The 12,589-nt window shown below is 40.3% G+C and carries 11 protein-coding genes; 6 read left to right on the forward strand and 5 right to left on the reverse strand.

What is annotated here, in order from left to right:
• The first annotated feature begins 748 nt into the window (after positions 1-748).
• The 3 genes from HGR01_RS00845 to HGR01_RS00855 all read left to right on the forward strand — a co-directional run bounded on the left by HGR01_RS00845 (position 749) and on the right by HGR01_RS00855 (position 2,563).
• Complete coding sequence (locus HGR01_RS00845; RefSeq protein WP_052335114.1) at positions 749-1,210, forward strand: Spy/CpxP family protein refolding chaperone; 462 nt, start codon at positions 749-751, stop codon at positions 1,208-1,210.
• A gap of 336 nt (positions 1,211-1,546) precedes the next feature.
• On the forward strand, positions 1,547-1,768 hold the full coding sequence (locus HGR01_RS00850) for a hypothetical protein (protein WP_045868990.1): 222 nt from the start codon (positions 1,547-1,549) through the stop codon (positions 1,766-1,768).
• 591 nt (positions 1,769-2,359) lie between these two features.
• The gene (locus tag HGR01_RS00855) at positions 2,360-2,563 is read left to right on the forward strand and encodes a hypothetical protein (RefSeq protein ID WP_045868991.1); all 204 of its coding nucleotides are present in this window, start codon (positions 2,360-2,362) and stop codon (positions 2,561-2,563) included.
• Between the two features lies 1 nt (position 2,564).
• Here HGR01_RS00855 and HGR01_RS00860 read toward each other — a convergent pair whose 3' ends face one another.
• From HGR01_RS00860 to HGR01_RS00870, 3 genes are all read right to left on the reverse strand, one after another.
• Positions 2,565-2,699: a hypothetical protein gene (locus HGR01_RS00860; protein ID WP_255325169.1), complete on the reverse strand. Its 135-nt coding sequence runs from the start codon at positions 2,697-2,699 to the stop codon at positions 2,565-2,567.
• A gap of 18 nt (positions 2,700-2,717) precedes the next feature.
• The gene (locus tag HGR01_RS00865; RefSeq protein ID WP_045868992.1) at positions 2,718-3,113 is read right to left on the reverse strand and encodes a hypothetical protein; all 396 of its coding nucleotides are present in this window, start codon (positions 3,111-3,113) and stop codon (positions 2,718-2,720) included.
• A gap of 178 nt (positions 3,114-3,291) precedes the next feature.
• Complete coding sequence (locus HGR01_RS00870) at positions 3,292-4,038, reverse strand: dienelactone hydrolase family protein (protein ID WP_045868993.1); 747 nt, start codon at positions 4,036-4,038, stop codon at positions 3,292-3,294.
• A 357-nt stretch (positions 4,039-4,395) separates the two neighbouring features.
• Here HGR01_RS00870 and HGR01_RS00875 point away from each other — a divergent pair, with 357 nt between their 5' ends.
• Both HGR01_RS00875 and HGR01_RS00880 read left to right on the forward strand, forming a co-directional pair.
• Positions 4,396-5,718, forward strand: a complete 1,323-nt coding sequence (locus tag HGR01_RS00875) for an AAA family ATPase (protein ID WP_045868994.1) — start codon at positions 4,396-4,398, stop codon at positions 5,716-5,718.
• Positions 5,715-6,581 (forward strand): DUF4435 domain-containing protein, encoded by an 867-nt coding sequence (locus HGR01_RS00880; protein WP_045868995.1) that lies wholly within the window; start codon positions 5,715-5,717, stop codon positions 6,579-6,581. Before HGR01_RS00875 ends, HGR01_RS00880 begins: the two co-directional genes overlap by 4 nt.
• Positions 6,582-7,038: 457 nt before the next feature.
• On the opposite strand, the gene HGR01_RS00885 is transcribed toward HGR01_RS00880, so the two are convergent.
• Positions 7,039-11,142, reverse strand: coding sequence for a HEAT repeat domain-containing protein (locus HGR01_RS00885; RefSeq protein ID WP_052335115.1), 4,104 nt, complete (start codon positions 11,140-11,142; stop codon positions 7,039-7,041).
• A 412-nt stretch (positions 11,143-11,554) separates the two neighbouring features.
• Positions 11,555-11,761, reverse strand: a complete 207-nt coding sequence (locus HGR01_RS00890; RefSeq protein ID WP_155539073.1) for a hypothetical protein — start codon at positions 11,759-11,761, stop codon at positions 11,555-11,557.
• Positions 11,762-11,865: 104 nt separating this feature from the next.
• Between HGR01_RS00890 and HGR01_RS00895 the strand changes: the two genes are divergently transcribed.
• The gene (locus HGR01_RS00895; protein ID WP_045868998.1) at positions 11,866-12,237 is read left to right on the forward strand and encodes a hypothetical protein; all 372 of its coding nucleotides are present in this window, start codon (positions 11,866-11,868) and stop codon (positions 12,235-12,237) included.
• The last annotated feature ends 352 nt before the right edge of the window (positions 12,238-12,589 follow it).

The raw sequence follows: 12,589 nt of genomic DNA on the forward strand, positions 1-12,589 counted from the left end.
GTCATTGCACAGCGTAATGTAATGAAGAGAGCAATCCCAGCAGCTAGACTTTGTGATTGCTACCCTTCTTCCAAGAGAGGAGAAGGCTTTACACTCCATTCGCAATGACTAGTTTTAATTTGATGAATTTGCAAAATTGGGATGCTCCTCAAGGCACTGCCATGCCCATACCTGCGTAACTTATTGACCTGAAATAGACTGTGTTTTTCACATTATTTTTGAAATCGGCATCAGTATAAATTTGATTGATAAAAATTGAGAATTTAATTTTGTGAAAAAAGTCATGGTTATATTCATTACTATTGTCATGATTATTTTTTAAATAAATAAGCGTTAATAAGTAATTGAATTTATTATTTGAGTCTAAATCTGTTAGTAATCACAGAGCTTCAACAGGTGTAAATATTCTTGGTAAATAATTTGAAATTATTTATGCGTCTTTTGGAGCTATCTATCTGTCTATAAACGCACAAATAAGCATCAGGTTTGATTTTTGAGACAAGCCTATATACTGGCTCATGAAATATAGAGTATCTGTTGTTTGCTCTAGGGGGATTTAGTAAATAATACCAAGTCAAATAATGTTGGCGACACATCAATATATTCTAGAAGGCGGCACCCTACAATCTGTTAGAGGATGTTTTAAAATTAGTATAAGTATGCAGAGAAGTTTATGGCAGAAATCGAATATAGTCTTATAAGAATTACGTTGCTTTAATTTATTTCCATTTCTAAAGGAGATATATTTATGGAGTATAAATTTAATTTCAAGCTGTTATTAGGTGCAGTGACGATCGCGATTTTAACTGCGGGTTGTCAATTATCATCACCAAGTAACTCGGTGGCTCCAAATAATTCTACTGAAAATACAAGTGATGGGGCTGCAACAAACGTATCTACACCCTTAGAGAGAATAGCTGACCTAAATTTAACTGACGCACAAAAAGCCCAAGCGAAACAGATAGGTGAGCAAACCCAAGCCAAAATACTGGCTGTTTTAACTCCTGAACAGCAAGAAAAATTTAAATCTGCTAGTCAGGGTCAGCAATTCAGAGTACTGCGATCGCTCAATTTATCAGCAGAGCAAAAACAAAAGATTCGCGAAATTCAACGGAATCAAAGACAACAATTTCAAGCGATTCTTACCCCAGAGCAAAAAGCCAAATTGCAACAACATCGCGGTTCTAGGAGGCAAGGCTCATCCAATTGAACTCTAAAACTTTAATTTGATATGTGAGGTGTTATTGGTGGGCATTGATTTGCTCACCTTTTTTTATTTAATTAGACATTAAATATGACTTTTATAATGGGATAAATATGACTTTCTTCCTAAAAAACCAGATATTTAATATTCTAGAATTAAAGCATACAGGAAAACTAAATAAATTTGAATACAGCTAAATTACTTTGAAAACTAAGTTGTTGCTTTGAGATATTTTTAGGAAATTAAATGATTGATACTGTTAATTTCCTGAAAATATTATTCAAGATTATTTAGCAGAACTGTAGAACATCAAATTCAAATCAATTGACAGGAGATTCAATTATGAAACGTATTATTTTGGGTTCACTACTAGCTTTACCATTTGCAATTGCGTCTTTACCTTCGCAAGCTTCTGCGGCACAAATTATTGTGAGACCAACTGTTCGTCACAATAATGTTGTTGTTCGCCCACGTCCAGTTGTTCACCAAAAGTTAATTCCTGGACATTGGGAACAAACAAGATATGGCCGCAAATGGGTTCCGGCTCACTATGTCAGAATTTAATCTTGCTGAAGTGAGAAAAATTTAAAGCAAGTTACCTGTATTTTGCTTTATTCCCATTACTCTGATAACTCATAGTCTAAACAACAATTGCGTGCGTTTAAACTCTCACTTTTATAGTGAGAGTTTTTCTGGTTTTTGCGGTGAAATTGAGGTGTGTGTCGCAACTGATGTTAGTGATAAGCCGTTCCACATTTAATTTGCATATATTGGGCGGGCAAGATGCCCACCCGACAAAAAATATACAGTTTCAGATGATGACACTAGATTTGGTTTAGCTTACTTAAGAGACCTAGGAGCAAACGCTCAACCAACAATTTGACGATGGGTATGCAGTTATTGTGCTATTGGACACTTTTCTGGTAAGTTGTATATCAGTCAATTCTAATACTAATTTTATAAACATCAAGCGATCGCGTACCTGCGCGATGCGTTGTTGTCGCATGTTTTTAGAGGTGATATGTAAAACAAAGAAGTATTTAATAAGACTTACGGCCAGTAGACATGATACTCAAGGTTGATGCGAACTCAAGAGTATTTTGAGCATTATAAAAATAAATTTAAATTGAATTTTTTGAATCTTTTGGGGTAAAGATGGTTAAAAAAGCCGAGTGGAAAACCTTGAGAGAAGAAAGCACAATTCTCGCAGCTAAAAATTTTTTAGTTGAGATGAATAATGGTGCGACAACGGAGAAATTACAGTTTATTGCCAATGCTGCAGGAGATATTACGCTGTTTTGGCATCTAATTGGCAATCCCGAGGAGATTCCTTTAGAAGTGATTGGTGGTGAAATGTAGCTCAAAGCCGACATTTTTCTGTTGAAAGTTCGGCTTGTTCGGTGTTGAGTGCGATCGCCAACTCTAAATTACTCAACACGAACAAGCAAGTTTGGTATTCGGTGTTCAGCATTTGTCCCCAATCCCCAGTCGCCAATCCCTAGTCCCTCAAATCTTAAAATTCTTCCAAACCCAGTTTCAGAAAGCGTTCTATTACTGGATCGACTTCCGATCTAACTTCTATAACTTCTGTACTCGGCTCAAGTTCAATAATCTCACTATGCTGCTCAACACTTTGTTCTATGGGCTGAAAAAGTGGTTGCATGAGCTGTGGCTGTGGTTCATCATGCACAGGAATTGATGAAGCAGCCGGTAATAATAGTAACCTTGGTGTTGGCGGTTTAGATTTGGGCTTGAGTTGCCGAATTTGTACTGTTGCACCCAGTCCCATCATGGCACCAGCAACAGTATACATTGTGTTTTGATTCAAATATTGTGTGCCTAAATATCCCAGCCCAATTGCGGATACTGTAGCGGTGATGCTTCCCAGGATGATTTGCTCTTGTTTCAATGTTTTGCCCCTGATTTTTTGGTAGTTTTTACTTGATTACTCACTGGGTAGATGTAAGGTTAATCACAGCGATCGCTGTTGAAACACTACCTTAATTGCAAATAATCCTAGCAGTCAAGCAGTCTTCAAGGGGTGGGGGGAATGGGGAAGGGGGAAGGGGGAAAGGGGAAAGAGGGGGTTAATTTATAGTTGCAAATATGCGTTCAAAGAAAGTGGTGATTGCTGACCAAGCGGAGGTTGCGGCGGCGGAATCATAGCGATAACCGTCGTCACGCATGAAAGTATGTTCTGCTTCATATAAGAGAACTTGATGCGGGATACCAGCGTTGGTAATTGCTGTGATTAAAGTGTGACGGTCATTTTCTGGAATATGAGGGTCAAGGGTGCCAAATATCATGAGCATTTCGCCTGTGATTTCTGCTACGCGTGAGATTGTATCAGCGACTCCCTGACCTAATTTACCACTAGGAATGCCTGTAGGGTAACAACAAGCTACTGCTTTCATTTCACTTTCAAAGGCGGCGCGAAAGGCTAAGTGACCGCCAATACAAAAGCCGAGAGTGCCGATTTTTGTGGGAGCAACAGCACTGTCAGCTTTCAGAAAATCAATCACAGCACGAGTATCTGCATCATAAGCTGCGATCGCAGTGCGGCGTGCATTGTCATTACCCCGCATTCTCCCTAAATCATCTGGCTCAATCACATGACCAATGACTTCAGTGCGGTGAAAAATTTCTGGTGCTGCAACTACATAGCCAAAACCAGCCAGGTAGTTGACAAGACGAATCATTGCACCGCCTAACTGATAAATATCACTATAAAATACAATCCCTGGATAGGTTCCGCTGGGTTTGGGAGATGCGACATAAACGCGCATTAAACTGTCATCAACTCTTAACTCAACATTGCGTTTAACTATTTGCACTGGTTATCTCCACCATCAAAAATGCCTGGGTCACGCTAATTGTGGCAAACAAATTACCATGATTCTGTATTCAGGAAACCGCAATCACAGCATGGAAAATTAAGGCAATAATAGGGAAAAACTCTGTGATGCTCAAGCTGGTATCTTGATTTGTCATTTTTGCCGTAATTCTCTTAATTTGACAAAATGAGTGTTTCTATTGATACATATACTTTTAGTGCAAGCTTTATAAACTTATGCACATCCAAATCAAATACAAATACAAAAAATGTAAATTTGTGCCTCTTCTAATTCTGTAAAAGAGAATAGAAGGTACAATTAAGTTCACAAAGCCAATGGCTATAGGACTCAATAACCATGAGAATTAAGCAAATTTCCGTCAATGGCTTATTTGGAATTTTTGACCATGTGATTCCATTGAACATGGATGAAAGAATTACAATCATTCATGGGCCAAATGGTTTTGGTAAAACAGCAATATTGAGAATTTTAAATAGTTTTTTAAACTCGCAGTACTCTGACTTGATAGATATCCCTTTTATAAAATTTCAAGTTGAATTTGATGATAGTAGTAGTGTTGAAATTATAAAAAATGTCGATGATGGAGAAGATTATGATAATAATATTGTGTTTACTCTGTGCAAACCTAATTATGAGCAAGTATCTTATCAGGTAAAAACCCAAAAACCTAATAACTATAAACTCTCTAAAATAATTTATTCTGTTGGTTCAATATCGCAAAGAGAACAAGCCTATCCTCAAAAATATTCTGAAGAAATATGGTCTGCTTATAATGAGTTATTGCCTACAAAACTCAAATCAAAGGAAGAGCCTGATTGGCTGGATAATTTGAAGAAAAACATTCATATTCGTCTCATTGAATCACAACGGTTGCTTAACTTAGTTACTAATTCTTATTCCAAAGAAGAGCGTGAAACGCTACCAATATTGTCTACTGTGTCTGTCTACTCTGATGAACTTGCTAAACTAATGCAAGATAAATTTAAAGAATACGGTATAATATCTCAATCTCTTGATAGAACTTTTCCTTTGAGAGTGGTGAAGCACCAGCCATCTGCCGAGTTAACAGATGAACAACTTCGTCATCAACTAAACAAGCTTGAAGCAACACGTTCTCGCCTGATCGAAGTTGGTCTTTTGGATAAAGATGAAGATACAGAATTTCAAATCCAGCCTCAAGATATAGATGAAAGCACTAAAAATGCTTTGTCTGTATATGTTGGAGATGTAGAAAAAAAGCTGAGTGTTTTTGCTGAAATAGCCAACAAAATTGAGTTATTAAGGAAAATTATTAATAATAAGTTTGCTTACTCTTACAAAGAGATAAATTTTAGTAAAGACAAGGGATTTATTATCACAACAAGTTATAACTCTCATGTATCTAATTCAAAATTGCTTTCACCAACAGATTTGTCATCTGGTGAGCAACATGAACTAGTTCTTTTATATGAACTACTATTTAAAGTGCAGCCTAATTCTTTGGTCTTAATTGATGAGCCTGAATTATCTCTTCATGTAGGTTGGCAAATTCAATTTTTAAAGGATTTACAAGAAATCACAAAACTGGCAGATTTAGATATTATGATGGCTACTCATTCACCAGATATCATTCAGGATCGCTGGGATTTGACAGTTGAACTGAAAGGGCCAGAAAAGTGAGAGATTTTCTTTCAGTTGACCGTGATGCCAATAAAATTAGATTACTCAGAAGTACTCATTCAGGAACTTTTTTATTAGTAGAAGGTGGTTCAGATAAAACTTTTTACGAGCGCTTTGTTGATCCATTAGCTTGTAAGCTAATCACCGTTTCGGGAAAGCCATCGAGTAAACTGCGTGTGATTGCTGTGCTGGAAATTTTAGAGAAATCCAGTTTTCTTGGAGTTCTAGCAATTGTGGATGCAGACTTTGATCGTCTTAGTTCTTCGCCACACAGCAGTTCTAATCTACTTCGCACCGATACCCATGATCTGGAAACTATGCTAATTCAGTCACCAGCATTGGACAAAGTAGTTGCTGAGTTTGGTTCGGAAGAGAAAATCAGTCAATTTAAACGAGACATCAGATTAACATTACTCGAAACTGCGATACCGTTGGGTTATTTACTTTGGATATCTCAGTGTGATAGTTTAAACCTTGCTTTTGACGGTATTATATTTAGCAGATTCATTAACGAGCAGACGCTGCAAATTGATGAACTTAAACTAATTCGAGAAGTGAAAAATAAATCACAAGCTTTCTCGTTGAAAGATGAAGAGCTACAACAACGGCTAAGTATAGAGAAGAACAAGAGCTATGATCCTTGGCAAGTTTGCTGTGGACATGACCTGGTAGAACTATTGTCACTCAGTTTACGCAAAACAATTGGCTCAAATAAAGCTGCTGATGTTGAACCAATCAGCCTTGAGCGTAATTTGCGTCTGGCTTATGAAGCAGTATATTTTCGTCAAACAAATCTCTATGTAGAGATTCGGTTATGGGAAAGTAACAATCAGCCATTTAAAGTTTTGCAAAATAATATATAGCGATCGCACTTTATACCGCCTGTTACACAATGTCATTATGAGCGATTGAGCGCATGGACTGACATTGTTAATGTATCGCCCTACATTGTTAATGTATCGGCTGAAAACAATATATGTAGTAGGGTGGCAAGGCTAAAATATTACAATAATTTTTCTTGTGGGGTGGACATCTTGTCCGCCCAGGACGGGCAAGATGCCATAGGTATCAACTTAACGTGAAACCCGCTCTTGTGCAAGGTTTCGCCCTCACCCCCAGCCCCTCTCCCACCAGGAGAGGGGAGCAAGAGATTCAATTCCCCTTCTCCCTGAGGGAGAAGGGGTTAGGGGATGAGGGCGCGAGCTATTTGTACAACGCCCAACACCCGCCCCGGACGGGCAAGATGCCCATCCCACAAGAGTTTTTTTCATGCGCTATTTTAGTCTTGTCGCGCCAGTAGCGTGCGTTACCGACGAAATATTATGCGTGAAAATTCAAGATGATGCCATCTTTTGCACGCATATAAAGTACTGGTGTAGCAAAGTCGCGTTGATTTAATCCGATTTCTTGAGAGATGGCGTTGCGGGTTGTTTGGATAGCAGCGTCTACGGGATAGCCGAGAGCCAGGGTGCGGTAAAATTCATCAGCAAAAATCTTGGCGGTGGTGTCAAAGATAGAATATTGCATCGCAACTACCGCAGGTATTCCCCGTTGTACAAGATTGGGTGCGATTCCGGCAAAGATTTGCTGTTCTGACACCTCTGCGCCTTTACAGGAATTGAGTACAGCTAACCCCAAGCTACGGTAGCCTAAGAAGAAGTTGGAGAAACTCTCTTCATCCATCAATTTAGCTTGCTTATTGTCATCTTCTAGGGCAATGTAGCCTTTGTTGTCTTTAAAAACACCATGCCCGATGAAGTGGAATATATTGTAGGGTTTTTCGCGCAGCTTTTGATTAATGTTGCGGGTGGTAGCTTCTTTGATAATATCTAATTCTATTTGACCTGCTTTGATGTGTGTTTCCAGCGCTGAGTTAATCAGCGTTGCTTCGCCAGTTGCGTCTAATGGAGCTAAGTCGGTAGGAGATGAAATGACGAGTAGCACTTTTAGGGGTAACTTAGCGGTTATGATATCGCGTTTTTGCAGGGGAACATCAATGTAGCGAGAAAGCACTGTTTGGATGTTGTTTCCTAAAAAGATATTGGTTTCTGCGTCATAAAGAAATTCCCAGGGGAGTGCGGCTAATTGCGGAGATTGAAATATTAAGCGCAAACGAACGCTTTCTTGATTTGCTTGTGCCCCTGCCATTGTGGCATGGAAGCGAGCGTTAATTTGGTTGGGAAACAGCGCTTGGTAAAGTTGGTTGCCTAATCTTTTGAGTAATTTATCATTTGTTTTGTTTAACTCAATCAGTTCTAAGGCTAGTTCAATTTCGTTCATGTCTAAGCGGAATTCACTCAAAGCCTCACCTTCTTTTGTTGAAGAGGCGCGAATTTGGTTATTTTTATCAACTAATATTTGAAAATCTTGGTATTTCATCGGCTTTGATTCTGTTTGAGTTGCGGTTTCGATTGAGGGGGAATGAAAAATTTCATGGTTATAAAATTTGTAACGCTCTTGAATCTTTGAAATTACATACTTTGCATCGTCTACCCCAGTTAATCGTAACTTCCACATTTCAGGAAGTATTTCAGAGCTACAGTTTTCTCCTAATGCTTGTGTGGCAGGAATACTCACCCAAAAATCTTGATCGTGCAAAGCCTGAATCAATGCTGTTAACGCTTGGCTATCTTTGATTTCTCCTAATGCTTGTGCGGCACTGCTACGCATCTGATAATCTTGATCGTGCAAAGCCTGAATCAATGGTGCTACCGCCTGGCTATCTTTAATTTTTCCTAATGCTTGCGCGGCAATTCTACGCACAGAAGAATTTTGGTCGTGCAAAGCCTGAATCAATGGTGCTACCGCCTGGCTATCTTTGATTTCTCCTAATGCTTGTGCGGCAATCCTACGCACATCAGAATTTTGGTCGTGCAAAGCTTGAATCAATGGTGCTACCGCCTGGCTATCTTTGATTTCTCCTAATGCTTGTGCGGCAATCCTACGCACATCAGAATTTTGGTCGTGCAAAGCCTGAATCAATGGTGCTACCGCCTGGCTATCTTTGATTTCTCCTAATGCTTGTGCAGCAATCCTACGCACATCAGAATCTTGATCGTGTAAAGCTTGAATCAATGGTGCTACCGCCTGGCTATCTTTGATTTCTCCTAATGCTTGTGCAGCAATCCTACGCACCCAAGAATCTTGATCATTCCAAGCCTGAATCAATGGTGCTACCGCCTGGCTATCTTTGATTTCTTTTAATGCTTGTGCGGCACTGCTACGTACATCAAAATCTCGATCGTGTAAAGCCTGAATTAATGGTGCTACCGCCTGGCTATCTTTGATTTCTCCTAATGCTTGTGCAGCAATCCTACGCACAGAAGAATCTCGATCTTGCAAAGCTTGAATCAACAGTGCTACTGCCTGGCTATCTTTGATTTTCCCTAATGCTTGTGCGGCAATGCTACGCACCCAAGAATCTTGATGATTCAAAGCCTGGATCAATGGTGCTACCGCCTGGCTATCTTTGATTTCTCCTAATGCTTGTGCGGCAATGCTACGCACCCAAGAATCTTGATGATTCAAAGCCTGAATCAATGGTGCTACCGCCTGGCTATCTTTGATTTCTTTTAATGCTTGTGCGGCAATGCTACGCACCCAAGAATCTTGATCGTGCAAAGCTTGAATTAATGCTACTACCGCCTGGCTATTTTTGATTTCTCTCAGGGCTTCTGCCACACGACTACGCACATCAGAGTCTTGATCATGCAAAGCTTGAATCAATGCTGCTACCACCTGGCTATCTTTGATTTTTGCTAATGCTTCTGCCACACGACTACGCACCCAAGAATCTCGATCTTGCAAAGCTTGAATCAATGGTGCTACCGCTTGTCTATCTTTGATTTTTCCTAATGCTTCTGCCGCACGACTACGCACCCAAGAATCTCGATCTTGCAAAGCTTGAATCAATGGTGCTACCGCTTGACTATCTTTGATTTCTCCTAATGCCCATGCGGCAGTTATACGCACATTAGCATCTTGATTTTGTAGTCCATTAGTTACAAATGCAAATCCGTGCCCAGAGCGCGTGCTGCCTAAAAACTCCATTTTGATCGCTTCAGAAACTTCTAACTCTAGAATTAAATCAACAGTTTTCTTCTGAAACTCTGGCTTTACCTCTCCTGCTAACCTTGCTCCTAACTCTAAATCCACCTCTAGAGCTAACTTCACCACGCCTACTGCTTGCGCTTCTTTCTCCACTAAAGCCAACATTAGCGCTAAAGGTTCTGTCCACTTTAAATAATTTAGATAATCCCGCTTCAACTTTTCATTACTAATATGGGGAAGCTTCTGAAGTAGGCATTCCGCAGCGTAGTATTCCTGAAGCAGCTGGTGGCGAAACTCTATTTTTTCATTGCTACTAATTTGAATTAAATGATGCTTGAGTAAATCTTTCAGCAATTCTTTGGCGCGAGTAGGCGGATAATCAACTTTCCCTTCCAGAAACTTTGTCAAAATTTCTTCCGCCTCAAGCCTATCAATGATGACTCGCAATTCTGTTGGCGTTTCTCCTTGCATCATGGTGAAAGCCAATGCTTCCAATGACTGCTTCCACCAGCCGCGCAACTCCTCAACTAATCCAACATCATCTTTAATTTTGCCGACATAAAATTGCGTAAACTGTCGAAACACCAAACCTAAATTCGGCGGTATATTGTTTGTTTGTTGAAATAACTCACACAGCATCCACAGCAGCAAGGGCGTTTCCCCAAAGGAACGCAATCTTTCACCTAAACGCTGTAGCATTTCCTCACCTGTTTCCGGCAAATAGGCGCGGATAAACTGCTGCATCTGTTCTTCGGTTAGGGGTTGCATTTCCAGCTTTTGCTCAATTCCCAAATCGCCACCTACGCCCAAATCTCGCGTAGTAAAAATCATGGGGGTTTTGGGGTGATTTTCCCGAAAAGTTTTTAAATCTCGCCTTGCTTCTTTATTGGGTAACTCGTTTACCCCATCCACAAGCAGCAAAAATTGCCGGTTACGCAACAAGGTTTTGATTTCTACATCTAGATATAATCCATGTCGGTGCAAAAAATTTTGGATCAAATCCATCACTGAAGTTGTGTATTGTCGCAACTCCAACAGCACGGGTATGCACCCCGAATCGCCTAAATATTTTGCTTTCTCTGCTTCTTCCAACAATAGCCGCGCTAACGCCGTTGATTTGCCTGAACCTGGTTTACCTACAAGTAATACATGATTCTCTGCATATTTACGTAACCCTTCCTGCACTGGTAAGCGTTCTGTTTTCTCCTGGGTGTCATCTCGTTTGTCTTGCTTTGGCGACACTGTTGCTACCATCAAGCCCTCAAACGGTGAGTTTTGTCTACGCCCTTCTACATCTGTAATGGTGTACTTTTCCCACCAACATTGGTAAGTGTGGCAGACAGATTGTAGGTATTGTTGAAAATCAGCGTTCATGCAGGAAGTTGACCGAGCAAGGGCTAAAATTGTTGCTTAGGCTGTATGAATAATTAGTATAAGGTCAAATTTTAGTCTGTCCGAAAGCAGCGTAAGGGCATGGCAATGGCAGTTGGTGTCAACTTAACGCGAAACCCGCCTTGTTGCAAGGTTTTTGCCCTCACCCCCAACCCCTCTCCCGGTGGGAGAGGGGAGCAAGAGATTTAATTCCCCTTCTCCTGGGGGAGAAGGGGTTAGGGGATGAGGGCGCGAGGTATTTGTATAACGCCTGCCCTATATAGCTTTTAGCTTAATGTCATAATTAACGCGAAACGGTATTACACCAAAGCTAATGCAGTCTAAAAAATGAGCGATCGCACTTTATACCGCCTGTTGCACAATGTCATTATGAGCGATCGCATCACTTCATGCATTACACAATTAGATCCCCCAAACTTTGACAGCGATAATTAATACATCGGTCAGTAATGCGATTACGTCGCTCAGTAATGTGATTACGTCGGTCGGTAATGCGATTACGTCGCTTAGTAATGTGATTACGTCGGTCGGGAATGCGATTACGTTGGTCAGTAATGTGATTACGTCGGTCAGTAATGCCATTACATGAACTTGCAATCATGATCTCGCTGTTTCTTCGCTGATTTTATGAACAAATTTTATCTTATTGTTAAGTTTTTTAGAGAAATGGGCAGATTAAATATATAGTTCATCAGGTATGTATCTATGCCTCTTCCAGACACTACAAATCGGTTACGTCCTCAACAAATTAGTCAAGATGTTACCTCTTGGCACGGATTGCAAACAGTTAGCACCTACGATACAACTCGTACTGATGCAACTACTGCAAATATCCAGAAAGCTTATAAAGCTATGCTGGCGCAGCAACAAACAGAAACCGAGAATTTAACTATCTATCGGGCTGCGGCTGATGCTGCAAGATTGGCGGAATGGGAATTTCACAATGCCATCTTAGCAATGAAAGAAGTTATACGTGGACAATATGGCTCGGATAGCGATCAAGCACAAGCAGTGGGATTGAAGAAAAAATCAGACCGCAAGCGTCCCAGCCGCAAAAAGCCAGTTGCTACTAGTTAATTAATGAGAGCGATCGCATTTTGAGCAAGGATGCGATCGCCCTTATACATATCAATTGCAAAGGGTGGGGAAAGGGGAAAGGTTAAAGATACCAAACCTTTCTCCATTTCACCCTTCCCCCTTCTCCATATCAATTGCCAAGGGTGGGGAAAGGAGAAAGGTAAAAGGGGAAAGAGAAAATAAGTAACCACGCAAAATTAATTACAGTCATTGCGAGCGCAGCGTAAAGCTTTCGGCATAGCTTCGCTTAACGCGTAGCGTCTCGAAGAGAAGCAATCTCAACCCTTGCGATTGCTTCATTCCGCTCCGCTCCATTCGCAATGACATTGTGTAATTAATTTTGTTTAACTAC

The sequence above is a fragment of the Tolypothrix sp. PCC 7712 genome (genome assembly GCF_025860405.1).
Classification (GTDB): Bacteria; Cyanobacteriota; Cyanobacteriia; order Cyanobacteriales; family Nostocaceae; genus Aulosira; species Aulosira diplosiphon.

Bases quoted from the DNA above. Each gene is read 5' to 3' on its own strand.
- HGR01_RS00890 (WP_155539073.1), bottom strand. From the start codon at position 11,761: ATGATTGCAAGTTCATGTAATGGCATTACTGACCGACGTAATCACATT.
- HGR01_RS00885 (WP_052335115.1), bottom strand. From the start codon at position 11,142: ATGAACGCTGATTTTCAACAATACCTACAATCTGTCTGCCACACTTAC.
- HGR01_RS00895 (WP_045868998.1), top strand. From the start codon at position 11,866: ATGCCTCTTCCAGACACTACAAATCGGTTACGTCCTCAACAAATTAGT.
- HGR01_RS00850 (WP_045868990.1), top strand. From the start codon at position 1,547: ATGAAACGTATTATTTTGGGTTCACTACTAGCTTTACCATTTGCAATT.
- HGR01_RS00875 (WP_045868994.1), top strand. From the start codon at position 4,396: ATGAGAATTAAGCAAATTTCCGTCAATGGCTTATTTGGAATTTTTGAC.
- HGR01_RS00855 (WP_045868991.1), top strand. From the start codon at position 2,360: ATGGTTAAAAAAGCCGAGTGGAAAACCTTGAGAGAAGAAAGCACAATT.
- HGR01_RS00845 (WP_052335114.1), top strand. From the start codon at position 749: ATGGAGTATAAATTTAATTTCAAGCTGTTATTAGGTGCAGTGACGATC.